The organism is Pseudoalteromonas sp. OANN1, from assembly GCF_024124685.1.
Taxonomy (GTDB): Bacteria; Pseudomonadota; Gammaproteobacteria; order Enterobacterales; family Alteromonadaceae; genus Pseudoalteromonas; species Pseudoalteromonas piscicida.
In genome coordinates this window covers 81,475-107,810 of the sequence record NZ_JAMXSE010000008.1, presented here as the reverse complement: position 1 = coordinate 107,810, position 26,336 = coordinate 81,475, and the positions used below count along the sequence as shown (strand labels likewise).

The 26,336-nt window shown below is 43.8% G+C and carries 29 protein-coding genes and 1 riboswitch; of the genes, 6 read left to right on the top strand and 23 right to left on the bottom strand.

Annotated elements, in window-relative coordinates; all coding sequences use genetic code 11:
• Positions 1-116: 116 nt before the first annotated feature.
• The 21 genes from ung to NH462_RS09155 all read right to left on the bottom strand — a co-directional run bounded on the left by ung (position 117) and on the right by NH462_RS09155 (position 18,714).
• A complete protein-coding gene (gene ung / locus NH462_RS09255) occupies positions 117-785 on the bottom strand; it encodes a uracil-DNA glycosylase (RefSeq protein WP_010372170.1) in 669 nt (222 codons plus the stop codon).
• Entirely contained in the window at positions 782-1,633 is an 852-nt protein-coding gene (locus tag NH462_RS09250) for a cobalamin-binding protein (protein WP_253105487.1), read from the bottom strand. Before NH462_RS09250 ends, ung begins: the two co-directional genes overlap by 4 nt.
• Positions 1,633-2,229 carry a cob(I)yrinic acid a,c-diamide adenosyltransferase gene (cobO, locus tag NH462_RS09245; protein ID WP_010372173.1) on the bottom strand — a complete coding sequence of 199 codons (597 nt, stop codon included), beginning with the start codon at positions 2,227-2,229 and terminating at the stop codon, positions 1,633-1,635. Before cobO ends, NH462_RS09250 begins: the two co-directional genes overlap by 1 nt.
• Position 2,230: 1 nt before the next feature.
• Complete coding sequence (locus NH462_RS09240; RefSeq protein WP_253105486.1) at positions 2,231-3,703, bottom strand: cobyric acid synthase; 1,473 nt, start codon at positions 3,701-3,703, stop codon at positions 2,231-2,233.
• Positions 3,700-4,239 carry a bifunctional adenosylcobinamide kinase/adenosylcobinamide-phosphate guanylyltransferase gene (cobU, locus tag NH462_RS09235; RefSeq protein ID WP_253105484.1) on the bottom strand — a complete coding sequence of 180 codons (540 nt, stop codon included), beginning with the start codon at positions 4,237-4,239 and terminating at the stop codon, positions 3,700-3,702. Before cobU ends, NH462_RS09240 begins: the two co-directional genes overlap by 4 nt.
• The gene (locus NH462_RS09230) at positions 4,239-5,021 is read right to left on the bottom strand and encodes an adenosylcobinamide-GDP ribazoletransferase (RefSeq protein WP_253105482.1); all 783 of its coding nucleotides are present in this window, start codon (positions 5,019-5,021) and stop codon (positions 4,239-4,241) included. The genes cobU and NH462_RS09230 overlap by 1 nt, the downstream gene beginning before the upstream one ends.
• A complete protein-coding gene (gene cobT, locus NH462_RS09225) occupies positions 5,021-6,076 on the bottom strand; it encodes a nicotinate-nucleotide--dimethylbenzimidazole phosphoribosyltransferase (protein ID WP_253105480.1) in 1,056 nt (351 codons plus the stop codon). The genes NH462_RS09230 and cobT overlap by 1 nt, the downstream gene beginning before the upstream one ends.
• Complete coding sequence (locus NH462_RS09220; protein ID WP_253105479.1) at positions 6,069-7,094, bottom strand: iron ABC transporter permease; 1,026 nt, start codon at positions 7,092-7,094, stop codon at positions 6,069-6,071. Before NH462_RS09220 ends, cobT begins: the two co-directional genes overlap by 8 nt.
• Positions 7,091-7,888: an ABC transporter ATP-binding protein gene (locus NH462_RS09215; protein ID WP_206472237.1), complete on the bottom strand. Its 798-nt coding sequence runs from the start codon at positions 7,886-7,888 to the stop codon at positions 7,091-7,093. The genes NH462_RS09220 and NH462_RS09215 overlap by 4 nt, the downstream gene beginning before the upstream one ends.
• A gap of 69 nt (positions 7,889-7,957) precedes the next feature.
• A riboswitch (cobalamin riboswitch) is annotated at positions 7,958-8,113 on the bottom strand.
• Positions 8,104-8,703, bottom strand: coding sequence for a histidine phosphatase family protein (locus tag NH462_RS09210; RefSeq protein ID WP_010372191.1), 600 nt, complete (start codon positions 8,701-8,703; stop codon positions 8,104-8,106). Its footprint overlaps the riboswitch before it by 10 nt.
• Positions 8,704-8,783: 80 nt before the next feature.
• On the bottom strand, positions 8,784-8,996 hold the full coding sequence (gene nqrM, locus NH462_RS09205; protein ID WP_010372193.1) for a (Na+)-NQR maturation NqrM: 213 nt from the start codon (positions 8,994-8,996) through the stop codon (positions 8,784-8,786).
• A gap of 100 nt (positions 8,997-9,096) precedes the next feature.
• The gene (locus tag NH462_RS09200; RefSeq protein ID WP_253105477.1) at positions 9,097-10,128 is read right to left on the bottom strand and encodes an FAD:protein FMN transferase; all 1,032 of its coding nucleotides are present in this window, start codon (positions 10,126-10,128) and stop codon (positions 9,097-9,099) included.
• Between the two features lie 108 nt (positions 10,129-10,236).
• Entirely contained in the window at positions 10,237-11,463 is a 1,227-nt protein-coding gene (gene nqrF, locus NH462_RS09195) for an NADH:ubiquinone reductase (Na(+)-transporting) subunit F (protein ID WP_010372196.1), read from the bottom strand.
• Between the two features lie 20 nt (positions 11,464-11,483).
• Positions 11,484-12,092: an NADH:ubiquinone reductase (Na(+)-transporting) subunit E gene (gene nqrE, locus NH462_RS09190; protein ID WP_010372198.1), complete on the bottom strand. Its 609-nt coding sequence runs from the start codon at positions 12,090-12,092 to the stop codon at positions 11,484-11,486.
• A gap of 10 nt (positions 12,093-12,102) precedes the next feature.
• On the bottom strand, positions 12,103-12,735 hold the full coding sequence (locus NH462_RS09185) for an NADH:ubiquinone reductase (Na(+)-transporting) subunit D (RefSeq protein WP_010372200.1): 633 nt from the start codon (positions 12,733-12,735) through the stop codon (positions 12,103-12,105).
• The gene (locus NH462_RS09180; RefSeq protein WP_010372202.1) at positions 12,735-13,484 is read right to left on the bottom strand and encodes a Na(+)-translocating NADH-quinone reductase subunit C; all 750 of its coding nucleotides are present in this window, start codon (positions 13,482-13,484) and stop codon (positions 12,735-12,737) included. The genes NH462_RS09185 and NH462_RS09180 overlap by 1 nt, the downstream gene beginning before the upstream one ends.
• Positions 13,474-14,676 carry an NADH:ubiquinone reductase (Na(+)-transporting) subunit B gene (locus tag NH462_RS09175; protein WP_017216396.1) on the bottom strand — a complete coding sequence of 401 codons (1,203 nt, stop codon included), beginning with the start codon at positions 14,674-14,676 and terminating at the stop codon, positions 13,474-13,476. The genes NH462_RS09180 and NH462_RS09175 overlap by 11 nt, the downstream gene beginning before the upstream one ends.
• A gap of 2 nt (positions 14,677-14,678) precedes the next feature.
• Positions 14,679-16,022 (bottom strand): Na(+)-translocating NADH-quinone reductase subunit A, encoded by a 1,344-nt coding sequence (locus tag NH462_RS09170; RefSeq protein ID WP_010372207.1) that lies wholly within the window; start codon positions 16,020-16,022, stop codon positions 14,679-14,681.
• A gap of 442 nt (positions 16,023-16,464) precedes the next feature.
• A complete protein-coding gene (gene fabV, locus NH462_RS09165) occupies positions 16,465-17,655 on the bottom strand; it encodes an enoyl-ACP reductase FabV (protein ID WP_253105475.1) in 1,191 nt (396 codons plus the stop codon).
• 105 nt (positions 17,656-17,760) lie between these two features.
• Positions 17,761-18,075: a BolA family protein gene (locus tag NH462_RS09160; protein WP_010372214.1), complete on the bottom strand. Its 315-nt coding sequence runs from the start codon at positions 18,073-18,075 to the stop codon at positions 17,761-17,763.
• A 45-nt stretch (positions 18,076-18,120) separates the two neighbouring features.
• The gene (locus tag NH462_RS09155) at positions 18,121-18,714 is read right to left on the bottom strand and encodes an alpha-ketoglutarate-dependent dioxygenase AlkB (protein ID WP_253105474.1); all 594 of its coding nucleotides are present in this window, start codon (positions 18,712-18,714) and stop codon (positions 18,121-18,123) included.
• Between the two features lie 38 nt (positions 18,715-18,752).
• On the opposite strand from NH462_RS09155, the gene NH462_RS09150 reads away from it, so the two are divergent.
• Genes NH462_RS09150 through NH462_RS09135 form a run of 4 tightly spaced genes read left to right on the top strand, consistent with a single transcriptional unit; the run spans position 18,753 to position 22,457 of the window.
• Positions 18,753-19,883, top strand: a complete 1,131-nt coding sequence (locus NH462_RS09150; protein ID WP_253105473.1) for a methyltransferase — start codon at positions 18,753-18,755, stop codon at positions 19,881-19,883.
• A gap of 4 nt (positions 19,884-19,887) precedes the next feature.
• The gene (locus NH462_RS09145) at positions 19,888-20,445 is read left to right on the top strand and encodes a YajG family lipoprotein (RefSeq protein WP_010372222.1); all 558 of its coding nucleotides are present in this window, start codon (positions 19,888-19,890) and stop codon (positions 20,443-20,445) included.
• The gene (locus tag NH462_RS09140; protein ID WP_010372225.1) at positions 20,445-21,062 is read left to right on the top strand and encodes a peptidylprolyl isomerase; all 618 of its coding nucleotides are present in this window, start codon (positions 20,445-20,447) and stop codon (positions 21,060-21,062) included. Before NH462_RS09145 ends, NH462_RS09140 begins: the two co-directional genes overlap by 1 nt.
• A gap of 9 nt (positions 21,063-21,071) precedes the next feature.
• Positions 21,072-22,457 (top strand): MFS transporter, encoded by a 1,386-nt coding sequence (locus NH462_RS09135; RefSeq protein WP_253105472.1) that lies wholly within the window; start codon positions 21,072-21,074, stop codon positions 22,455-22,457.
• Between the two features lie 44 nt (positions 22,458-22,501).
• On the opposite strand, the gene NH462_RS09130 is transcribed toward NH462_RS09135, so the two are convergent.
• Positions 22,502-22,744 (bottom strand): helix-turn-helix transcriptional regulator, encoded by a 243-nt coding sequence (locus NH462_RS09130; RefSeq protein ID WP_017216404.1) that lies wholly within the window; start codon positions 22,742-22,744, stop codon positions 22,502-22,504.
• A 736-nt stretch (positions 22,745-23,480) separates the two neighbouring features.
• The gene (gene erpA, locus NH462_RS09125; RefSeq protein ID WP_010372235.1) at positions 23,481-23,819 is read right to left on the bottom strand and encodes an iron-sulfur cluster insertion protein ErpA; all 339 of its coding nucleotides are present in this window, start codon (positions 23,817-23,819) and stop codon (positions 23,481-23,483) included.
• 336 nt (positions 23,820-24,155) lie between these two features.
• Here erpA and NH462_RS09120 point away from each other — a divergent pair, with 336 nt between their 5' ends.
• Together NH462_RS09120 and NH462_RS09115 are read left to right on the top strand one after the other, a co-directional pair.
• Positions 24,156-25,838, top strand: a complete 1,683-nt coding sequence (locus NH462_RS09120; RefSeq protein WP_010372240.1) for a chloride channel protein — start codon at positions 24,156-24,158, stop codon at positions 25,836-25,838.
• A gap of 20 nt (positions 25,839-25,858) precedes the next feature.
• Positions 25,859-26,293, top strand: a complete 435-nt coding sequence (locus NH462_RS09115) for a CopD family protein (RefSeq protein ID WP_010606087.1) — start codon at positions 25,859-25,861, stop codon at positions 26,291-26,293.
• Positions 26,294-26,336 lie beyond the last annotated feature (43 nt).

Below are 26,336 nucleotides of genomic sequence, written 5' to 3'. Positions count from 1 at the left end.
CTTGTCGATAACAAGGCAAAAATTTTGCTATTTAGTTGTTCTAAATAATAAATTTTTAACGCAGTTAGCGTCAGATTTACTCCTTCAAATTGAGCAAGTATTAAGACTAATTGGTATTATAGCTCGGCCAATCGCCAGTCGATTGGCTGCTTATCCATTTGGGTGAGTAGCTGATTGGTTTTACTGAAATGGCCACTACCAAAAAAGCCGCGATGTGCTGAGAGCGGCGAAGGGTGTGGTGCGTGTAAAACATGGTGACGGTTTGTGTCTATGCTTTTACCCTTTTTCTGGGCGTGTGAGCCCCAAAGTAAGAAAATCACACCTTCGCTGTGGGCATTCAGCCTTTCAATCACTACATCTGTAAAGCGCTCCCAGCCCAAATGCTTATGTGAATGGGCTTGGCCTTGTTCTACTGTCAACACCGTATTTAACAGCAGTACGCCCTGTTTAGCCCAGTCAATTAGGTAGCCGTGATTAGGTATGCGAAAGCCGTCAATATCCTGCACTAATTCTTTATACATATTATTTAACGACGGCGGCGGCTTAATCCCTGGTAACACAGAGAAACATAGACCATGAGCTTGATTGGGGCCGTGATAGGGATCTTGCCCTAAAATCACCACTTTAACCTGATCAAAAGGCGTGACTTTGAACGCTTCAAATACCTGTTCATGGGGCGGAAACACATTTATACCTTGAGCGCGACGCTCTGCCACGTAATCCATGGTTTGTTTAAAGTAATCTTGTTGTTTTTCCTGACCTAACACGTCACTCCACGTTGTCATGCTTCACCTTTTTTCATCATATTATAATGGCTTCGAGAAGCGTCGAGTTTACCACATAAATCCGATATTCCCTCGAGCATACGATAGCTATAACGATGAAGCAGATCGGCATCTACCGAAATAGTTTGTTGGTACTTTACTGCAGGGATCGAAGGCCATTGCTGCCATGCAATTGCTTTGACCTCTTGTTTGGTCTTTTCTTCTGGGATCACAATCACTTGTGGTGATTTCAACAGAACATTCTCAATGCTAATTTGCGGATAGTCCGTGGTGGCGTCGGCAAAAACATTTTTCACATTACACACAGTAAATACTTGCTGTAACCAACTTTCGCCTCCCACTGTCATCAGCGGTGATGGCCACAATTGATAAAATACAGCTAAGCTAGCGCTTTGTTTATACTGGGTTTTTAGTTCATTTAAACGTTTAGCAAATAAATCAGCCTGTTGCTGTGCTTGAGCTCCAAGGCCAGTAATTTTACCTAGGCGTAGCAACTCTTCCGGTAGTTTATCTAGATATTTCGCTTCACTATAGATCACGTCAACACCAAAACTCTCTAGCTTTTCAAGCATAGGAACGTGACTTGCGTTTTTCCACGCGATGATAAGATCAGGCTTAAGTGCCAAAATTTTCTCAACCGAAATGCCTTGATAGTCACCAACTTGAGGCAGTTGCTTGGCTGATTCTGGATAATCTGCATAGGCTACCGTGCCTACAATCCGCTCCCCAGCTCCAATTGCATAAAGATTTTCAACAATATGAGGCGCAAGCGCGATGATCCGCTCTGCGGGCTTAGCACTAACACTAAAGGCAAAACCTAAAACAATAAATAAGGCGAATTTTAGCATCAGTAGTCAAACCCTTTTTGCGCCTTAATGCCGGCCTCAAACGCATGCTTCACATTACGCACTTCACTCACGGTATCTGCAAGCTCGGTCAGGCGTCGATGTGCACCGCGCCCAGTTACAATCACTGATTGCATGGTAGGACGGTTTTCTAGCGCCGTTATGACTTCGTCCAAATCTAGATAGTCATAGCTCAACATATACGTAATTTCGTCAAGCAATACCAAATCGATGCGTTCATCTTGTAGCCATACTTTCGCTTGCTGCCACGTCGCCTGGGCAGCGGCAGTATCGGTTTCACGGTTTTGCGTTTCCCACGTAAAGCCTGTTTTCATTACCGCAAATGGCACGCCGACTTTTTCGAGCAAATTGCGTTCACCGCAATCCCAGGTTCCTTTAATAAACTGTACAACTGCAGCGTTCATACCATGACCGACACAACGCGCAACGGTGCCAAAACCAGATGTTGACTTACCTTTACCGTTACCTGTGATCACTTGTAAAATGCCCTGCTCTTGCTGCGCCGCGGCAATTTTTTCATCGACTTGTTGTTTTACTTTTTGCTGTCGTTGCTGATGCTTCTCTTGTTGTTCGCTCATGTTATTCCTCAATTATTTTCATCAATTTTTGCCAATCTAAATGTGCTTCACAGCTGTCGGCAAGACGCGTAATTTGCTGCTCTCTGTGCTTCGCTAAATCAATCGCGGCTGTTCCCGCTTGCTTACAACCAGCCCAAGACAAGATAGCCTGTGTCGCGGTGACCGTATCAAATAAACCATGTAAATAGGTGGCTGCAATTTGATTATCTCGAGAGATAAAACCATCTTTCACACTGTTATTTGGATGTGTGCTAAATCGCAAGAATGGCAGCTCTAGTGCCGCTCCAGAAGAAATCCCTGCATGGATCTCGTAACCACAAATTTCAGCACTTTGCTCATCCAATTGGCAAATGCCAGATACTTGCGTCAGTACTTTTTGCTCTGAAAGTGTAGTATCAAAGTCAGCCAGACCAAGCCCAGCGACTTCACCGAGAGTTGATTCCACCGCATTTGGATCTCTGATGAACTTACCTAACATTTGCAAACCGCCACACACACCTAGTACCTTACCACCGTACCTCAGGTGCCGTTTGATTTCTTCTGCCCAACCCTGTTTGCGTAAGAAGGTTAAATCGCTCAACACATTTTTGCTGCCAGGCAGAATGATTAAGTCACAAGGACCGATAGATTCTTGATAGCGTACATAACGCAAATCCACTTCAGGGTTTAAGCGCAAGGTGTCAAAGTCGGTGTGATTGCTAATATGAGGAAATAGTAAAACCCTGACGCTTAACGATCCCCGTTCACAGATATTGTCCACCGTCACCGCATCTTCTGCATCGAGCGCTAAGCCATGCAAATAGGGCAATACCCCAAGTACAGGCTTACCCGTTTTTTGCTCGAGCCAGTCAAGTCCTGATTGCAATAACGCAATATCACCACGGAAGCGATTGATCACAAATCCTTTAACCAAGCTTTGTTCATAGTCACTTAATAGCGTAAGCGTGCCAACCAAGTGTGCGAACACCCCGCCTTTGTCGATATCAGCGATAATGATCACGGGGCATGCAACTTCAAAGGCAAACCCCATATTGGCAATGTCATTTTCACGCAGATTGATCTCAGCAGGGCTCCCCGCCCCTTCCACTATGCACAGCTCAAATTGTTTGCTGAGGCGTTGATGTGAGGAAAGTACGGCCTCCATCGCTACCTTTTTGTAATCATGATAAGCGGCTGCTTCCATATTGCTAATGGCTTTGCCGTGAATGATCACTTGTGCGCCAGTGTCAGAGTTTGGCTTAAGCAAAATAGGATTAAAGTCTGTAGATAGCGGGACTTTTGCGGCTTCGGCTTGGAGTGCTTGTGCCCGACCAATTTCACCGCCACAAGGTGTGACAGCACTATTTAGTGCCATATTTTGCGGCTTAAAAGGCGCAACAGATAAGCCTCTTCGTTGCAGCACCCGGCAAAGTCCCGCAACCAGTGTACTTTTACCGGCATCAGACGTGGTGCCCTGCACCATTAAGGTTTTCATACGTCTTGACCTTTTAAACATTGTGGCAAGCCTGCAATAACAAAATCGACTCTGTCGGCCACTTTAGCAATGTCTTGATGGAGCCAACCAGATTCATCAACAAACTCACGGCTTAGCTCGCCAAGCGGAATTATCCCATGTCCCACTTCGTTACTCACAAAAATAACAGTGGCAGCACAGCTTTCTAGTGCCGCCAGCACATGTTCTTTTTTGTCTATGGTCGCGGCCTTACCCATTTCGCATAAGCCAAAACTCAACCATAAGGTCAAACAATCGATAAGTAACAGCGCATCTTCGCGTGCAGTAGCAATAAGCTTATCAATATGCCACGGCTCTTCCACTAGCTGCCAGCGGCTATCGCGCTGCATCTGGTGAGCAAACACTCGGCTTTTCATTTCTTCATCTTGAGCTTTTGCAGTTGCAATATAGTAAAGTTCGTTCACCGCACCTTGCTCTAACATTAGAATAGCGCGCTGCTCTGCCAAGCGACTCTTGCCTGAGCGAGCACCGCCCAGTATTAACTGTATTTGTGCCATTAGAGATGACCCACAATAAAAAGCAAAATAACAAGCTCAGCAAGTTGCTGCGCAGCCCCTAAACAGTCTCCGGTGTAACCACCGAGCTGCGCGTTAAACCATTTAATGCACACAAGTCTTAACACAAATAAGCAAGTACACAGCATCAGCAAGTCGAACAGTGAAAGCGCAAGCCATGGCCAACAGAAAATTAAAATCGCGATGGTAGTAAGCGTAAGGCGAGTCGCCGCGGCACTCGATAGATATTTAGCTACAGGCTTAACTTTGCTCAGCTTATCAGCTTGTACATAGTCAAGTGCACCGATTAAAGACACCGCAAAGGCACGGCTTAGGCTATGGGCCAAAATAAGTGCAGCGAGTGTCACAGCAAAGTCATTAAAGAGCATGAGCAAAAGCGAAAATTTGGCCAATAACAGCAATATCAGCGCACAACTACCGTATGTACCAAGACGGCTATCTTTCATGATCTCAAGCTTTTGTTCACGGCTCCAGCCACCGCCAAAACCGTCAAAAACATCGGCAAAACCATCTTCGTGAAAAGCACCGGTAAGTAAAATACTCGCAGCCAGTGCAACAACGGCGCCGAACATTAGCGACACACCACCACTGGCAACATAGCCAAGCATGGCCGAGAAACTACCAACAAATAAACCGACTAAAGAAAAGTAACCACTCACTTCGTTAAGTTCATCGGATGAAGGGGCAGGATCCAAACGAATTGGCACCCGCGTTAAAAACACCACGGCAAGCTTAAACAGTCGCCACTCTTGTTGCCACAGCATTATGCGTCTACCACTTGCGTAACATGAGCATCGGCAAAGCTTGCCATTTCGCAAAAAAAGCCTAGCGCAGCTTGTAATAATGGTAACGCTAGAGCGGCGCCAGTTCCTTCACCCAAGCGCATATCTAAATGTAGTAATGGCTCAGCGTTTAACTGCTCTAACATTAACTTATGGCCTTGCTCCATAGAGCCGTGAGCAAACACCATATATTGCTTACTATGTGGTGCCATTCTACTTGCCAACATAGCCGCTGCAGTGGAGATAAAGCCATCCACTATGATTACTTTTTGTGCCCGTGCAACCGCCAGCATCGCACCAACCATTTGCACAATTTCAAAGCCACCAAGGCGCTGCAAAATGTGTTCTGGCGTCGCAAGCTTATCTTGATGATATTCTAGAGCCTGTTTGATAAGTACCCGCTTTTTGCAAAGCGTTTCATCGTCAATGCCCGTACCGCGCCCGACACATAATTCCACACTCGCCCCACTGAGCGCCGCTAAAATTGCAGCTGCAGAACTGGTATTGCCAATCCCCATTTCACCAAAAGCAATCACGTTGCTACCCGCTTCAATAGCGGACATCACCACTTGCTCTCCATATTCAAGTCCTTGCTTGAGCTGCATTTCGCTCATCGCGGACTGTTTATGGAAAGCATGAGTAATATCGCCAAGTCGCTGTGAGCGCAAATTCGGCGCAGGCTCACATGGCACTAGTGTGCCACAGTCTACTACGGTTAACTGCCAACCAAGTTGTCGACAAAAGACGTTGATCGCGGCCCCCCCCTGCACAAAGTTTGCAACCATTTGCCCAGTCACTTCGCTTGGCGCGATAGAAACCCCGTGACTTGCAATACCATGGTCGCCCGCAAAAACAAACATTGCAGGGCGTGTTATTGCTAACTGCTCTATGTCTAATTGCGTCTGCCCTTGTGAGAAGATCTGTACTAGCTGCACAGCCAAGGCTTCAAGCTTACCTAGCGCACCTAGCGGTTTGGTTTTTAAGTCGATGCGCTGTTGAATAAGCGTGTTTAAGCGAGTATCTAACGGTTTAACCATGGGTAACTCCGACGCCTCCAGAGCGGCGATTTTTGAAAATAAGCAATGCTAAGAAGAACACGCTGCCAATGGCGGCGGTGATCACCCCCACAGGAAGTTCCTGATTATCGATAAGAGTGCGCGACAATACATCCACCCATAGCATCAAAAGCGAACCGCAAAGCGCGGTGGCCACAAGCCCAATGACCTTTGCTTGCGAGATAAAAAAGCGTACGATATGCGGGATCATCAAGCCTACAAATCCGACTCCACCGCACGCAGCCACAAGTACTGCGGTGAGTAAGGAGCTCAATAACAACATACCTATTCGCACTCGTCCTACATTCACGCCAAGCGTGGTGGCGCTCTCATCTCCGAGTAACAAGGCGTTGAGCGGCCGACGCATCACTAAAAGCGTGATAAAACTCAGCAACACGACCAAACATGGAAGCCATAGCCATTGCCAGCTCGCCCTTGCAAACGAGCCTAGATTCCAAAACAAGATTGCACTGATGGCTTGAGGGTCACTCCAATAGAGCAACAAGCTAGTAAAGGCACTGAACAGAAAAGAAAGTGCGACGCCCGCCAAGAGCATAGTTTCCACCTGCTGTAGTGCATTGCGTTTTGCCACAAATAAAAGCAGCAAGATAGACAGCAAACTTCCGACAAATGCAGCCCCAGACATCATTAGGCTAGACTGTGCACCAAATAGCGCAATAAGCACCACCACACCGAATGAAGCACCTGAAGAAATACCAAATAAATAAGGATCAGCTAGCGGGTTACGCGTCACGGTTTGTAAAATAAGACCCGCTATCGCCAGTCCTGCTCCCGCGCTCATCGCCAGTAACGTCCGTGGCAGACGAAGCTCAACTACCACCCGTTGTTGAAGTACGTTGGGATCGAAATTAATAATCGCTCGTATAACCGTATGCCAAGATAAATCAATCGCACCGATCTTAAGTGCCATCAGCATGCTAAAACAGCACAAGCTCAATAGCAGTATCGATATCAACGCGATCCGCTTTGCGGCAATCATAATTGATACCCGTAATGAAAGCGTATATGTGGGATCTCACTGTTATTTGGCGGATGGCGGACAGTAGAAACCTCTGCACATACCCCAAAAACTTGGCTTAATAGGCTTTCGGTAATGACTTCAAGTGGCGACCCATCTGCAACAAGCTCACCGTTATTTAATACTAATAAGCGGTCGCACAAGGCGCTAGCCAAATTTAAGTCGTGAAAAGACGCAATGATAGTAACACCAAGCTGTTTGGCCAGCTCCATAATTTGGATTTGATATTTAATGTCCAAATGGCTGGTGGGCTCATCCATTATCAATACTTGAGGCGCTTGCACCATGGCACGTGCGATCATTGCCCTTTGCTTCTCCCCACCAGACAAGGAGCTAAAACATTGCTCTAATTTATGGCTCAATCCAACCTGCTCAATGGCATGTAAGATTGCCTGTTTTTCAGCAGCCGTCGTTGTCGCGAGCAGTGATTTGTTCGGTGTTAGCCCCATCAATACCATATCAAATAATGGCAGAGTAAACTCAGCGGGGATCTCTTGTAGCACCACAGCAACATGTCTCGCGTAGGCCTTACGGCCATAACTAGCTAGCGGCTTACCATTGAAAAGTAGCGACCCAGAACTTGGCGCTGTGTATTGATATAAAGTGCGCAGCAAAGTCGACTTTCCAGCACCATTCGGTCCGAGCAAACCAATAAATTCACCCGAATTAATAGCAAAGCTGAGTGCCTTTAAGATGGCTTTACCACCAAGCTGTACGCTAAGTTTATCGACTTGAAATTGTGGAGTGACTGCCATAGCACCTCTGATTGGGCACGGCAAAGTAGTAGCTTATAGAGAAGCGACAACTTTGACTTAAGTCTGCCCGCTTAAGTATATAGATAGGCCTTGGTATCTGACTTATGCAAGAGACAAGGCTCATACACTTACAGTTGCGGGGACAGTTGAGGACTCACACCTCATTCCCAATATCTGCCTATCACGAAATTTGCAATATTATGAAGTCTAGACGTCTAAAATACAACTTTTGGCCAAGCAGTTTGGCAGCTGTCGTAAAACACCTCAACTTTTACTATACCCGCATAAGGAATATCTATCTTCGATTGGTATGCAGTAAGCTCAGGCGATAGGTCAAGAATAAGTGCTACAAGCGCTTTTATTACTCCAGCATGTGCTACCACGGCGGTACACTCTTCACTTGGCGACGCCAAAATGCTGTGCCACCATGTGGCAACCCGATGATGAAAATCATACATAGACTCGCCCTCAGGAGGCGTGTGCAGCCAAGGGTTGTGCCAAAAATCGCCAATACTTGGAGATTGGGTTTCTCGCCAAAGCGTATCATATGGTTGTCCATCCCATAACCCAAAATCAAATTCGGCGAGATTTGGCTCCACGTCAACGGGGAGTTGATACTGCTTTGCAAAGGCTGTGGCTGTATTCAGGCAGCGCTTCCTTGGAGAGCTAATAATACGCCGCAGGCCACTTAGACTCGTTAACGATTGCAGCAATTGCTGAGCGCCTATGGTACTGAGTTCGGGATCTGTCACTCCAAGTAAATGGCCTGATAGGGTCGTTTCACCATGACGAACAAAATATAGCTGCCGCTGCATTTTTACTTAACCTAAGGTTTGTTACCCAAAAAGCAAAAACGCAAGCTAAGCTTGCGTTTTCAATTAATATTATTCTACGGTTACAGGATCTGGTTTTCTTTCCACATCTCTTCTTTTGCTAACCGCTTTTTGCGTTTATCGCATGGATCGTCGCAATCACAAATTTTGTCAATGCCCATTGAGCCCAAACCACCACAGCTACTTGCCATGGATTTCTTTTGTACGATAACGCCTACTGCCATCGCAACAGCGATAAGCATAAGTAAACCGAAAGTAAGGAGGAATAAAGACATTATCTAGCCCCTTTTATTGCTACATTGAATTGAGTGACGACGCGCAAATTATACGCTTTCATGACGTCACTCACAATTAAATTATGGGGTGTTGTAGAGCTTAATTCAAGTACGGCTGAAATGCTTCACTCGCGTAACTCTTGATCCCTTCAGGACTTTTATACATCAAATACACGGGGAGTTGATGCTCAGTGGCATACGCCTTTGCACGCTCCGTGCCCATCACAGTCAATGCTGTTGCTAAGCCATCAGCCGTCATCGCAGATGGATGCAGTACCGTTACTGATACTAGCTCATGTTTAACCGGGCGACCTGTTGTTGGGTCAATAAGGTGTGTAAAGGTTTCACCATCCATTTCATAGAAAATACGGTAGTCACCTGAGGTCGCAATGCCATTTTTGCCAGGCTCTATCACACGGTGAATTTGGCGTTGACCAACAGGCGCATCAGGTTTCTCGATAGCAATACGCCACTCACCATCCGGCTTCTTACCTGAAACTCGCAGCTCGCCGCCAATTTCAACCATATAGTCATGAATATCATGACTCTCAATCACCTCAGCGACCTTATCTATACCATAACCTTTAGCGGTTGCAGAAAATGATAATTCAAGTCCAGCAATTGTTTTAGCGAGGCCACTGTCATTTAAAATGAGCTTATCGACACCGATACGAGTGCGCATATCGTCTAACTCAGCCTGTGACGGACGCATTGTTGGTCTTTTGTCAGGACCAAATCCCCACAAATCGATAAGCGGTCCCATCGTAACATCAAGCGTTTTTGTCGACTTCCCAAGGCGGATAGATTCAGCAACTACCAAGCGAAAGTCTTCACTGATAGGCATAACGGTATTTGCCGCTAAACGGTTGAACTGGTTAATCTCAGAATCTGGGATATAGGTGGACATAGATTGATTAACAGTCTTTAATGCTTGTTCAACCTCATCGTGCAGCTGCGCTTGTGAGAGCGACTTTTCGCCAGGGAATACTTTGATGTTGTAGGTTGTGCCCATGGTTTTACCAGACAGCACGATTTCCTTGGCTTCAGGTTTGGCGTCTTGGCACCCTGTTAAAAAAACGAATAAAAACGAAATAATAAAAAATCTAGATAAAAAAGCGTAACTTGCTTGCATCAGAATTCCCTGAATTTAGTACCAACGGGTATAAAAAAGCCCTCGAGCAAAGTATTTTGCTGGAGGGCTTATATTCTAACTTAAGTTCATTGTTAGACCGAAACCTAATTAACCACCGAAGTCATCAAGTAGGATGTTTTCGTCTTCCACACCTAAGTCTTTAAGCATGTTAATAACTGCCGCGTTCATCATTGGAGGACCACACATGTAGAACTCACAATCTTCTGGCGCTTCATGGTCTTTAAGATAGTTTTCAAAAAGTACGTTATGAATGAAGCCCGTGTAACCTTCCCAGTTATCCTCTGGTTGAGGATCTGAAAGGGCAACATGCCATTGGAAGTTATCATTTTCTTCAGCTAGACCGTCAAAGTCTTCCACGTAGAACATTTCACGCTTAGAACGTGCACCGTACCAGAAAGACATCTTACGCTTAGAGTTAAGACGCTTAAGCTGATCGAAAATGTGTGAACGCATTGGCGCCATACCAGCACCACCACCAACAAATACCATTTCTGCATCTGTGTCTTTCGCGAAGAATTCACCGAATGGACCAGAAATAGTAACCTTATCACCTTCTTTAAGTGACCAGATGTACGATGACATCTTACCACAAGGTAATGTTAGGTTATTTGGCGGCGGAGTTGCGATACGTACGTTTAGCATGATGATGCCAAACTCTTCTGGGTAGTTAGCCATTGAGTACGCACGGATCGTTTCGTCGTCAACTTTAGACTCTAGCTTAAAGAAACCAAAACGTTCCCAGTCAGCACGATATTCTTCAGGAATATCATAGTCTGCATATTTAACATGGTGAGCTGGTGCTTCAATCTGAATGTAACCACCGGCACGGAAAGGTACAACTTCACCTTCAGGGATGCCTAGTTTTAGCTCCTTGATGAAAGTTGCTTTGTTATCGTTAGAGATAACAGTACATTCCCACTTCTTAACACCGAAGATTGATTCTTCAACTTCGATTTCCATGTCGTTTTTAACATTAACCTGACACGCAAGACGACAGCCTTCACGTGCTTCACCTTTAGAGATGTGGTCAAGTTCGGTTGGTAGAATATCACCACCACCTTCTTTAATATGTACGCGACACTGACCACATGAGCCACCGCCACCACATGCAGACGATACGAAAATACCCGCGTTTGCAAGTGCACCTAGTAGCTTACCGCCAGCAGGAGTCTTGATCGCTTTTTCAGGATCGCCGTTAATATCAATTGTAACGTCACCGCTTGCTACAAGCTTCGATTTCGCTGCAATGATGATAAGCACTAGCATCACAACGATAGCGATGAACATGCTTACGCCTAATACAATAGTTTCCATCGTATAGTTTCCTCGCTACCTTACAGTGAAATACCAGAGAATGACATGAAGCCAAAGCCCATTAGACCTACAGTAACAAAGGTAATACCTAAGCCACGTAAACCATCAGGAACGTCTGCATACTTCATCTTCTCACGAATACCTGCTAACAATACGATAGCAAGTGCCCAGCCCACACCTGAACCTAGACCATAAACTACAGATTCACCGAAGTTTAAGTTACGCTCAACCATGAATGATACCGCACCGAAAATCGCACAGTTAACTGTGATTAGCGGTAGGAAGATACCTAGTGCGTTATATAGCGCAGGGAAGAACTTATCCAATGTCATTTCTAGAATTTGAACAAGCGCTGCGATTACACCGATAAACGTCAAGAAGCGTAGGAAGCTAAGATCCACTTCAGGGAAGCCTAACCATTCCAATGCGCCCGGCGCTAGCACTGCGTGATAAACCAAGTTGTTTACTGGTACAGAGATACCAAGAACTACAACTACCGCAATACCTAGACCTAGCGACGTTGTTACTTTCTTAGATACCGCCAAGAAAGTACACATACCTAAGAAGAAAGACAAAGCTAAGTTTTCAATGAAAACTGCTTTTATAAATAAATTGATATATTGTTCCATCTCTCTCCCCTTATGCCTTCGCTTCTACTTGCTCTTTCTTCCAAGTACGTAGTGCCCAAATAAATGCACCTACGATGAAGAACGAACTGAATGGCATAACTAGTAGACCCATAGGCTGATACCAACCACCTTCAGAGATAAGTGGTAAGATTTCAACGCCAAACAATGTGCCCGCACCAAATAGCTCACGGATAAAGCCAACTGTTAGAAGTACAACAGAGTAACCTAAGCCGTTACCAATACCGTCAAGGAACGACATTGTTGGTGGTGACTTCATTGCGTATGCTTCTGCACGACCCATTACGATACAGTTAGTAATGATAAGGCCGATGAACGTTGATAGTTCTTTTGCTGTTGAGTAAACAACGGCTTGAAGCACTTGGTCTACAACGATTACTAGAGATGCAATAATCGTCATTTGTACAATGATACGCACACTTGAAGGAATGTGATTACGGATCATTGAGATAAATAAACTTGAAAACGCAGTAACCAATGTCAACGCAATTGACATGATAAGTGCATTTTTAAGGCTTGAAGTTACCGCTAGTGCAGAACAGATACCCAACACTTGTAGTGCAATCGGGTTGTTCGCAAAAACAGGACCAAACAAGACTTCCTTCATTTCTTTTGCATTAGCCATTAGTTCAATGCTCCTTTACGTACTTTCGCAAGGAATGGACCAAACGCTTTGTCGCTTGTCCAGAAATCTACTGTATGATCAACACCGTTAGAAGTAAGTGTCGCACCAGATAGACCGTCTACCTTGTGTTCGTTACCGCCAGCACTACCTTTAACTACATCGATAGGAAGCTCTTTACCTTCCCAAAGTGCAGTCCACTTAGGGTTTTGGATTTCGCCACCAAGACCAGGAGTTTCGCTGTGCTTATAAAAGTTGATTGACTTAATCGTCTCACCATCAGCTTCTAGCGCAAGGAAGCCATACATCACACCCCAAAGGCCATAACCTTGGATTGGTAGAATGATAGTAGACACTTTACCTTGGTCATCTTTTGCAAAATAAACTGGAGAGTTATTTGTGATACGTTGAATACCCGCTTTGTCTTCTGCTTTTGAAAGCTTGTAGCTACGTTTGGCATCAAACTTAGTCGCTTCAAAGTCAAAAGTTTCCGCTTTAACGTCTTCTACAAACTCACCTGTTTTAAGACTAACAACACGTGATTCGATATTTTGGTTAAAAACTTCAGATACGTTTTTAACTTTATCGTAGCCAGCAACGGCTAAAATGTTACGTTGAATATCTTCGTTTTTGTTTGCTTGTTGCATAGGGCGAAGCTGAACCGAAGCAAAAGATACTACGATTGCACACACTAAACATAAGCCAACAACTACGCCAAGCGTTTTGCCCATTGATTCATTATTAGTTGACACGTGCCAATCTCCTCTTCACATTAGACTGCACTACGAAGTGGTCGAATAGTGGAGCAAAAAGGTTAGCGAATAGGATTGCCAACATCATGCCCTCTGGGTATGCCGGGTTAACAACACGGATAAGCACAACCATTACACCGATTAGCGCACCGTATAACCACTTACCTTTGTCTGTGAAAGACGCAGATACAGGGTCTGTTGCCATAAAGAACATACCAAATGCAAAACCACCAAGTACTAAGTGCCAATGCCAAGGCATAGCAAACGCAGCATTTGTTTCAGAGCCAATTGCATTTAGAACGAATGACATTACAACCATACCAATGAATGTACCTAGTACGATGCGCCATGAAGCGATACGAACATAAACCAGGAACAAACCACCAAGTAAGATTGCTAGTGTTGATGTCTCACCTACAGAGCCTTGGATAAAGCCATAAAACGCATTAAACCAAAGGTCCATATTGCTGTAGTCTAGTGAACCTGCAGTTGCTTGACCTAGGTAAGTTGCACCAGAGAACGAATCAACAGCTGTCCACACTGTGTCACCAGAAATGTCAGCAGGGTATGCGAAGAATAAGAACGCACGGCCTGCAAGTGCTGGGTTTAAGAAGTTACGACCAGTACCGCCGAAGATTTCCTTCGCGATTACAACACCAAACGTAATACCTAACGCGGCTTGCCATAAAGGAATTGTCGCAGGCAGGATAAGCGCAAATAGAACCGAGGTCACAAAGAAGCCTTCGTTTACTTCGTGCTTACGAACTGATGCGAATAACACTTCCCAGAAGCCACCAACCGCGAACACGGTAGCGTAAATAGGCAAGAAGAAACACGCGCCATAGAACATCTTGGCGCCCCAACCTGCATCAGCGGTTAATTCACCACCAAGCGCTTGGAAGATAGCTACCTGCCAAGTATTAGCAAGCTCAAAACCGTTACCTAGTGCAAGCGCAGCTTGGTGACCGATGTTGAACATACCAAAGAACATTGCTGGGAACGTCGCCATCCACACTAAAATCATAATACGTTTTAGGTCGATATTATCGCGAACGTGCGTTGCACCTTTGTTTACATAACCAGGAGTATAGAAGATAGTTGCTACGGCTTCGTAAAGCGCGTACCACTTCTCGTGTTTACCACCAGGTTCAAAGTGAGGTTCAATGTCTTCTAAAAATTTCTTTAAGGCCATTTTTAACCTTCCTTCTCGATAGTAGTCAGGCAATCGCGTAGGATTGAACCGTACTCATATTTGCCCGGACATACGTAAGTACATAGTGCTAAATCTTCTTCATCTAGCTCTAGTGCACCCAACGAAATCGCAGAATCTAGATCACGTGAAATAAGATCACGTAATAATAGCGTTGGCAAAATATCGAGTGGCATAACACGCTCATAGTTACCGATTGGTACCATCGCACGCTTAGAACCACCAGTAGACGTTGTCATCTTGAACAAACGGCTAGGTGTTAAGTGTGAAATGAATGTACGTGTTACTGAGAATTTGTCACTACCCGGAGCGATCCAGCCAAATAGCTCTTTCTCGCGACCTTCAAGTAAAACTGATACTTGAGTATGGTAACGACCAAGGTAAGCGTGAGGGCCAGTTGCTGTTTTACCAGCTAACACAGAGCCAGAAATGACTCGGTTATCACCGTCTTCAAGCTCGCCTGCAACTAAATCTGTTAGCGACGCACCGACATGAGTTTTTACTAAGCGAGGGTTCTTAACTCGAGGACCTGCTAGAGCAATAACTCTGTCTGAGTAGATTTCACCTGTCAGGAACAACTTACCAAACGCGATGACATCTTGGTAACCAATGTGCCAAACTTGCTTGTTTGTACCTACAGAATCTAGGAAGTGAATGTGAGTACCCACGTTACCTGCTGGGTGCACACCTGCAAACTCATGAACTTCTACTTGTGAGATAGAAGAACTAGGTACGTTAGCACCCGCTTTCTTACACACAAATACTTTGCCTTCAGTCAAACGAGATACAACCGCTAGACCCGCTTCAAACGCTTCCACGTTTTCTGCGATGATAACAGCAGGATCTGCTGCTAACGGATTAGTATCTGTTGCTGTCACAAAGATTGAGCTAGGTGTTGCACTCGGCACAGCGACACGGCTGAATGGACGTGCACGAAGCGCTGGCCATTGACCAGACTCGATTAGCACTTCCTTCACTTTTTCAGAGTCTAAGTTGCTTAAATCAGCAGCTGAAAACTTCTCGAAAGTGATTTGCTCGTCGCCTTGAACTTCGATCACAACGGATTGAAGTACACGCTTAGCACCACGGTTAATTTCTTTAACTACACCAGAAGCTGGCGCAGTAAACTTGACGCCTGGGTTCTTTTTATCTTCAAAAAGAACTTGGCCTTTTTTGACTTGGTCATCCACACGAATATGCATGGTAGGACGCATACCGATGAATTCTTCACCTAGCACAGCTACTCGTTTGACGGCAGAACCATCATGAATAACTTGCTGAGGTGCGCCCTCTATTGGTAAGTCCAGACCTTTTTTTATGTTGATCATACGCACTTGCATTACATTAACGGAAAGAAACTGAAAATATCTTTAGTCACCACAGCGCCACCTCGTTTGTACTAAGTATTAGGTATAAAGAGCAGAAAGTTATGAGTCCGGATAGGGTTCCCAAACAAGCCCCTTTAAAATACCCCTCAACGCGCACAAAAAAGCAGCGTCGTGATAAAAGTCCTCACATATTTCTCTGATTTTAACATTAATCGTACTGAGTATGCGAGTGGAATTATGAAATTAATACGACTTTAACGTGGATTTAGATTAGTTGAAAAATCCATCACTGGAAGGAGTATAGACCAAAGTGGCATAGATAAAATTTTTCTTACCCTTATCTGCAAAATAAGTAAAAATTCACGGTCAAACAAAAACGGGCAAAGTACCAATTAGCACTTTGCCCGCAAAATCAAAAACAGTGAGATCAAAAACCGTGAAATTAAACGAGGTGACTAATTTCTACCGTTGCATCCACATCAGCTTCGTAATCTACGCCGTCAACTCCGAAGCCGAATAGCTTCAAGAATTCGTTGTGATAACCAACATAATCCGTCAATTCATCAATTGTATCGGTATCAACAGTATCCCAAATAGTTTGCACACGAGCTTGAACGCCGTCTTCTAGTTCCTTATAGTTTTGGAACAAGTGACCGCCATCATCAAAGCGTGGCGATTGACCATATAGATTTTCAGTAAACAACCCATGAATTTGCTCGATAGTTCCTTCATAAGTTCCATCACCTTTCATCACTTTAAATAGTGCAGAGATATAAAGAGGCATAATTGGAATAGCAGAGCTTGCCTGCGTCACTACTGCATTCAGTGAAGACACATAAGCTTCGCCATTAATATCAGCAGTGGTTTCGCGAATTGCCAGCGTTGCACGGTCCAAGTCTTCTTTTGCTTTACCAATAGTCGCGTGACCGTATATTGGCCAAGTCAGCTCTTTACCAATATAAGTATATGCCGTTGTCTTGAAACCATCAGCTAACACATCCGCTTGCTTAAGCGCATCAATCCAAAGTTCCCAGTCTTCACCACCCATCACTTTAACCGTATTGGCGATTTCGTCTTCGTTAGCAGCTTCAACTGTCATTTCATCAATAACACGCTTAGAAGTATTCAGGTTTTTAGTTGTGATAGCTGAGCCAATTGGCTTAAGTGTTGAAGAGTAAACTTCATCAGATTTAGGGTCTTTACGACGAGGAGACGCAAGGCTATATACCACTAAATCTACTTTACCCAGTTCAGCTTTGATGGTGTCGATGGTTTTTTGCTTCAACTCATCAGAATATGCATCGCCATTGATATTTTTCGACCACAAACCCGCTTCTTCTGCAGCTTGTTGGAAGGCAGCCGTATTATACCAACCCGCTGACGCGGTTTTCTTCTCTGAGCCTTCTTTTTCAAAGAAGATACCTAGCGTTTTCGCACCGGCACCAAATGCAGCCGTGATACGCGATGCCAAGCCATAACCTGTCGATGCACCAATTACTAATACATTTTTAGGACCATTTTCGATTTGGCCTTGTTGTTTTACGTATTCAATCTGTTCTTGAACGTGTGCAGCACAGCCTACCGGATGCGCATTAGTACAAATAAATCCGCGAATTTTTGGTTTGATGACCATAAGAGATCCTATCCATTGATTTGATACAAAATAAAAGTGAAATTGGTCTCACTTTATTAAAATTACTGCATAGTGTACTGGCAGATATGTAAAACACACATCTGATCAGCTATCGAACTTAGAACCACCCAAGCATTTTGGTGACTCTGGCGTCTGACCTTCTTTGTCTGAAAACTCTTCTGGTGTATAGGCATGGATGGCCAAAGCATGAATATGGTTTTGCAGCTCATCTTTTAGCACTTCATTTATCTTTCGATGACGTTGCAGCAGCCGCTGGCCAATAAATTGTTCGCTAACAACAATGACTTTAAAGTGAGACTCTTCGCCACGGCTGTGCATATGGCTTTCATTGATAACGTTCAGATGTTTGCACGCAACGGCTTCAGCTATTTTGTCATAAATCTGTGATTGCATTGACATTATACTTTGTCTCCTAGAGCAATTCGTGACGCTACTATACGCCGTTCAGCGCGTATTTCCAACACTTCGAAAGGTGAGATTAATACGCCCCTGAGTCACCTTGGTCTGCTTTGGCAAAGCATGTTGATAGTTGCGCTGACTATCACCTTGCATTACCAATAAGCTACCCGTTTCCAATAAAATGTCGGTTACAGAGTGGCTGACTTTGTGGCGTATTTTAAATTTGCGGGTCGCGCCAAGCGACAGTGAAGCAATTATGGGCGTCAAACCGAGCTCAGGTTCATCATCACTGTGCCAGCCCATGCTGTCTTGACCATTACGATAAAAATTGGCCAATACTGCATTAAAAGGCATGTTAAATCTGCGTTCTAGTGTTTGTCTGACCCCCAGCAATACCGAAGGCCAAGGAGCATTTTCAAGTCGCTTTCCCGAATAACTGTAATGCACGTCAGGGTCGGCAATAAATCGTTCAAGTCGAGGCGTTTGATGGGTCTTACCAAATAAGGTGATGGTATTTTGCTGCCACGCAAGGCTATTCAGTAGTACATTATATAGCGCTAGACTTTTATCGAAGCTAATAGCCTGTGCTTGATAGCTAAAACCGCACGGCAAGTTCCGTGCTTTGTCTACTGCTCTCATGTTAAACTACCCGCTGCTTTTATTTATAGAACATTCACATGACGACTGATGCAATTCTAGCCGGAAACCCTTTTACGCTACATAGGTTTCCACTCGATCAAAAAAATCGTAGCTTACAAGCTTGGGATTCAGCCGACGAATACCTGTTAGATTATGTCTTTGAACATCACCGCGATGCAAATCGTATTCTCATTCTCAACGATAGTTTTGGCGCATTATGCTGTGCACTTGCTGACAAGCACTGTACGGTAGTGACCGACTCTTATGTGAGTACCCTCGCCTATGAGTATAATTTAGAGGCCAACGAACTTGCGGACGCTAAGGTTGATGTACTCACTAGCATGGATGAGCTGCCAAAGGATATCGATCTGATATTAATAAAAATTCCCAAAAACTCAGGGCTATTGCAAGCGCAACTTGCACAGTTAAGTAAATTGACTATAGACATTCCCGTCATTGCGGCTGGCAAAGCAAAAGAAATTCACACCTCAACATTAAAAAGCTTTAGCCACTTTTTGACGGAGCCAACGACTAGCTTAGCGGTAAAAAAATCGCGTTTGGTGTTCAGCAAGACGTCAGCCAAAGCCATTGATAGTAAATTCCCTGTGTCTTGGCTGCTGGAAAAAACCGATTTTACCTTGTCGAATGAAGCAAATGTTTTCTCACGAGATTCTCTTGATATAGGCGCACGCTTTTTTATCAATTACCTCCCTATGGGGAAAAAGCCATTGAAGGTCATTGATCTTGGCTGCGGTAATGGTGTCATCGGATTGATGACGCTCGCAAAAATGCCAAATGCCACCGTCACCTTTATCGACGAGTCCGCGATGGCGGTGCATAGCGCGGAGCAAAATGTCGTGGATAACCTACCCGAGCGTGTCGCTGATTGTCAGTTCGTTCAAAACGACTGCCTTACGGGTTTTGAAAATTACGGTGCGGATCTGATACTGTGTAACCCACCATTCCATCAGGCCAACGCAATCACCGATCACATTGCTTGGCAGATGTTTTTACAAGCTAAGGCTGCGCTTCGCCAAGGGGGAGAGTTAAGAATTATCGGTAACCGCCACTTGGAATACGACGACAAACTCAAGCGTTTGTTCGGTAACAGCAAGACACTAGGCAACAACAAAAAATTCACTGTTTTAAGTGCAATAAAGAGGAGCTAACTTCATGCGTTTTTCATTGCTGATTATTTTGCTAACCTTGATACTCGTGGGCTGTGAAAGCTCACCACGCAGTGTCATTCTTCATCCGGAGTATCAAGGACCTTCGTCAAACGCGCTTGCCGCCAACGTGGCGGTCAAAGTAAACGATCTACGAACCACAAAATACACCATTCGCGTGAAAAACCAAGAGCCCGCACTTTACGTACCTGATGCTAATTTACCAGTTAATTTCAATCAGGTATTAACGCAAGCACTCACCGCACATGGCGCGCAAATAACACCGGTCGCTGCTGCGCAAATCACTGTGAATATCAATCGCTTTAAAGCCATTATTGATGAATCTTTCTCGACTCATCAAAGTGATGCTGAAGCTGACGTCACCGTACTGATAAAGCAAGGCGCTCGCAGTTTCGAAAAGCAATATAAAGGTAGTGCTAATTTAAATGGCCCACTAAAACACGACCAAGCCAAAGTCGAAGAGCAGCTCAACAACCTAGCTCAACAGGTTGTTACTCGAATCGTTCAAGATCCTGAATTTATTCAATTTGTGAGAGGAAGTTAATGAAAAAAATAATTCTAAGCTTAACCGTCCTATTATTAAGTATGAATGTATTTGCCGAAATGAACGGTAAATTCGTACAAAAGAATAATCTATTCCCTCGAGTTCAGATCAATACCAGTAAAGGGCCGATTATTGTCGAACTAGACAGATCGAGAGCGCCTATCACAGTAAATAACTTTTTAACTTACGTTATCAATAAAGACTATAACGGCTCTGTCTTTCATCGAGTTGAGCGTGATGAAGCCAACGAAAAAGACTTTGTTATCCAAGGTGGAGGTTACGACAAAGAGTACGATGGTATGTTTGAGCGCGAAGCTATCTTCAATGAAAGCGGTAATGGTTTGAAAAATGATATGTATACCATTGCCATGGCCTACCAAGACAACAAACCACACTCAGGTACCAGACAGTTTTTCTTTAATATGGATGACAACGATCACTTGAACCCGGGTAGAGGCTGGGGTTTTGCCGTGTTCGGAAACGTCTCTGAAGGCTATGAAACACTGGACGCAATTATGAAGGTGGAAACCGGCTACAATGAAAAGCTTGGCTATACCTTTATACCCAAAGAGCCCGTCATTATTCTTTCAGTCGAAGTATTAAAGCAGCCAGAGTAATACCCTTTTATGTTGATATCATCTAGCTTTTCGCAATATCTTGGTTATTACAAAGACAAACGTCTATTAACTGTCTTTGCTTTTGGAATAAGTAGCGGTTTTCCTTGGGTATTGATTGGCTCGGTGATGTCAGCTTGGCTTAAAGATGAAGGGTTAAGCCGTAGCACCATTGGCCTATTTGGCTTAGTATATGGCGCCTATACAATTAACTTTTTGTGGTCCCCACTCGTTGACCGCATAAAAATTCCCCTGCTGTATAATCGCTTAGGGCAAAGACGAAGCTGGATAGCAAGTTGCCAGTTTATTATTATTGTTGCCACCTTTGCATTAGCCACTATTTCAATTAAAGACCATCTTTCGCATGCTGCATTATTGTGCTTTATTATTGCGTTATTTTCAGCTACCCAAGATATTGCAATAGATGCTTATCGCATCGACATTTTACCAGAAGACGAAAGTGAAAAGGCAACAGCAGCGGCAGCGATGGCGACTTCAGGTTGGTGGTCTGGCTATGCCTTACTCGGTGCAATTCCGTTCTTTATGGCTGATTTACCCGGCTTTAGTTGGCCCATTATCTATCAGATGCTAAGCGTCATCGTAGTGTGTTTATTAGTTGTCACTTTGTTGGCAAAAGAACCAAAGTCTCATCGCGAGCAAGTACAGGCACAGCTACAGAAGAGTTACGAGCAAAAACTTAACCACAGCGCTTCATCAAATGCTTCTAAAAAGATCTATGCCTGGCTTGCCGTGACTCTGGTTGAACCCTTTAAGCGATTTTTTGAAAAAAATGGGGTTAAAACAGCATGCGCCCTACTCGCCTTTATTTTCCTATTTAAGATAGGAGAGGCCTTTTTAGCCCGTATGTCCATCGTATTTTATAAAGAAGTCGGTTTTACAAACACCCAAATTGGGCAATATTCAAAGCTTGGTACCGGTGTGATCACTATCGTATTTGCTTTTCTTGGCAGTATCTTTAACCATAAATACGGTATCGTGAAGGGCCTATTTGTTAGTGGTGTTGCAATGGCCGCATCAAATTTAATGTTTTCTTGGATTGCGATTGCAGGCCCTAAAGAACATCTATACGCGCTAGCAATTGTGGTGGACGGCTTTACCCAAGCTTGGTCACTGGTAGCAATGGTGGCGTTTATTTCTATGCTTTGTGATAGAGCGTTTAGCGCAACCCACTATGCCTTACTTGCATCACTTGGTAGCTTAGGCCGTACCGTGCTATCAGGCTATAGTGGTTTTGTGATAGATGATTTGCTTGGAGGTAATTGGGCACTCTTCTTCGCGCTAACTGCGCTTATGGTGCTTCCGTCATTATTGTTTTTATATTTAATTCGGCACAAGCTTTATGCTATTGAAAAGGCGTATCATGCTAACAAAAGCTAGAGGTGCAGGTCCTTGCACCTTTTACGTTCTTGCTAACTAAACACTTATTGATCTTCTTTGATTAGCTGTAAGCCTTCATAAGGATCAACTTCTAACGCTTCGCAGTAACGTAAAAACTCAATGACATCCAATCGACGCTCTTGGTTTTCAATTTTACCGATGAATGAATGAGGCGTACCTAACACCTGCGCAAGACTACGCATTGTGTGACCTTTCTCGTGGCGCTTTGATTTTAGCCACTTCGTTAGTTTGCCGTTTTCTTCAGAAGAAACCGTTTTACCCATCATAATTAAACATCTCCTACTAGATGAAAGACTAAATTATCTAAATGAAATATGCCCGTCTCATTTAGTTATTATCTAAATATTACAGTTGTAGCTTATCGAGGAACTCTACAATGCAAAATGTTAAGCCTGTATGAACTCAGCATTTTGCCTTTAGAACTCGATCAAGCTTACAGTTTACCCCGAATGCGGTACAACTTACCAGCTAGCTGCGATAAGTTATGCCAAACCAGTAACACGTAGACAAAATGTTAACTTGTCCCTATGTACCCAATTAGGTATAGACTAAAACACGAGTAACACCTAATTAATTTTTTACTTTTTCTTAATTCATTAAGGGTTGTAATATCCAGTAACACTTTAACAAATTTTTTAAAAAATGTACCAGTATTTGAAATAAATTATTTTTCTTTAAAAAATAAAAACTTACAGCTAACATTTACTAAGTGGTTAAAAAAGAGGCTATTACTAGATGATTCGATTACTGTTTTTACTGCCAATTCTATTGTGCTTAGGCTGGATTTACTTCCTTCGTTCTAACGGCGTGCCGCTTAAGCAAGGGAAAAAAGGCTTTATCTACATCTTAGTATTTTCATCTTTTGTTTTAGGCTTTTTTGTCTTAATGATGTATTTAACAGGTAGTTTGTGACGAATAAAGCAAATTGAGTTGTGATGGGTAGAAACAAAAAGAGCCATGACAAACGCATGACTCTTTAGTGGAACGTAGTGCGAATAAAGTCTAGACGCTGAAACTTGCGCCACAGCCACAAGTGGTTGTTGCATTGGGATTGTTCACAAAGAAACGTGCGCCCTCAAGCCCTTCAGTATAATCCACGATGCCGTCGATTAAATACTGAATACTCATAGGATCGACAACCATAGTGACACCGTTTTTTACGATTTCCAAATCACCTGGATTTACTTTTTCATCGAAAGTGAAACCATATTGAAAGCCTGAGCAACCGCCACCCGTTACATACACGCGTAGCTTAAGATTGGCATTCTCTTCTTCTTCAATAAGTTCCTTTACGCGGCTTGCGGCAGCGTCAGAAAACTGAATTGGTAATTGTTCAGACATAGATTTAGACCCCTAATCCTGTAATCTGCAAATTATCTAATACCTGAGTATTTTAATCAAGTATAGCGTTTGTACCAATTATCTTTGATAAATGATCTATTTTTGGAGGAAAGAACTCGTCGTTCACCTGTCTAAAGGTTTCTATTTATTTTTTGTCATAGAGAGATTTTTAACTCTGCACCTAACCTGCTATTGAATGTATATTGATATAAATTGGTATCTATATGCTAAACCAAAGGAAATAAGACTATTGCCTCAGTTAAGTTGCGTTAGCACAAGGACTTAGTGTAAAAAATTTGATATTCTTAAACGGTTTACTATTGTGGAATGACGTTCATGTCGTTGGATACATTAAGACGAAGCCTTGCAAAACCTAAAACTTCAGCGCAACTGTGCCTACTTGGTGCCGGTGCTGGCCTGCTTGCGGCGATACTTATCATTGCTTTTCGTCTTACTATTGAATTAATCCAAGGCACATTTCTCGATAAACCTGATGACTTTACCGAGCTTTCTGAGCTACATCGGCTATTTTTGCCTGTGCTTGCTGCGCTACTCATCGCGGTCTTTGCCGCCTTAACCGGGTTTAAGCATTACCGTTTGGGCATTCCATATGTGATCAACCGGATCAAACACCACTACGGTCATATGCCAATTTGGAATTCTGCGAACCAGTTTTTTGGTGGTGCCGTTGCTTTGATCAGTGGTTTCTCTGTTGGTCGAGAAGGACCATCTGTACACATGGGGGCAACAGCAGCGAGCATTCTATCAGAGCGTTTACATCTACCACTCAATGCCGCGCGAACTTTGGCCGGTTGCGGTGTAGCTGCAGGTATTGCTGCCTCATTTAACACTCCGCTCGCGGCGGTGATATTCGTTATGGAAGTCGTGCTCAGGGAGTATAAAATCCACATTTTCGTGCCCGTGATGTTAGCCTCAGTGATCGGTGCAATGAGCACGCAATATGTGTTTGGTAATAGTTCCGAGCTAGCGCTCATTCATATTACTCCGTTGAGTTTTTGGCATTACCCTTATTTAATTATTTGTGGTGCAGCATTAGGAGCGGTTGCATTTGCCTTTAATCAAAATCTAATGCTGATCATCAAAACTTTTAAGCCCATCAGTATGTTCCCTCGCCTTTTATTAGCGGGTTTAATTGCGGGATTAATTGGCTACGCCGTACCGGGAGCCATGGGTTCAGGTATGAGCGCTATCACCCAAGCCGTTGAATCTCCACATAACTTACAGCTACTCACCACAATATTGATTGCTAAGCTGATGGCGACTTTATTTGCGATTGGACTTGGTATTCCCGGTGGTATTATTGGTCCAGTGATTGGGCTTGGGGTTATCATGGGCACCTTGATGTCTTTCTTTGCCCAGTTTATTGAACCCAGCGTCGATGTTGCAGGAACTTATGGTGTACTCGGTATGGCAGGCTTACTTGCGGCGACTTTGCACGCCCCGCTTGCTGCACTCACAGCGGTAATGGAGCTGACTTCCAATCCAAAAATAATCGTTCCAGCTATGCTGGTGATCACCACAGCTTACGTTACGGCTTTACAGGCGTTTGGCAACCGCTCTATTTTTATCCAACAACTAGATTTCCAAGGGCTGCCTTACCAAGTATCCCCGGCAAAAGAGGCATTACAGAAAGTAGGAATAGTAGCCGAGATGGATGAGAATTTTAAACTGCTCTATTCCGATGACAAAGAGCAGATAAAGGAAACCCTATCCGCGGTTGATAGCCAAACACCGCTCATTGTTTATGATGAACAAAGCGGCTACCGCTTAGCCGAATACGATTTAAACTTAATCTCCGAGGGCAGCGTATCGGTCTCTTATATCGAGCTACAAGGACTAAGCACACAAGCGACCTTAGCAGACGCCTTTGATGTGCTAAAAGATAAACGTTCAGGCGCAGTGTATATCTACAACCAAAAGGATGAAAAACAAATACTTGGGTTATTGCGATGGGACCAAATTCGTCACATACTCACCACCAGAAACAGTTTACTCTAATCTAAAAAGTGGAATTTATAATGAGCTTATTGCTAACGTATAAAGCCTTACATATCTTTTTTATGATTGCCTGGTTTGCAGGGATTTTTTATCTGCCACGTCTCTTTGTGTACCACGCGATGACTGAAGAAAAATCTTGTAGCTCAATGCTCAAAATCATGGAGCGCCGCCTACTCTATTTTGTAACCCCATTTGCTATTCTCACCGCGGTGTTTGGAGTCTTAACGATTACAGAATATGGACGTGAGTGGTTTAAACACAGTATGTGGCTTCACTACAAATTGACCTTAGTGATTTTACTTTATATCTATCATGGCTATTGCTTTAAATTACTTGCCGATTTCAAACATGATCGCAATCGTAAAAGCGATAAGTTCTATCGTTTTTTCAACGAATTTCCCGTACTAATCCTATTAGCCATTGTCTTTCTTGCCGTTTTAAAACCTGCACTGTAACCGTGCATTATTGGGGGTACTTGGGTATAATATGCGCCCAAGT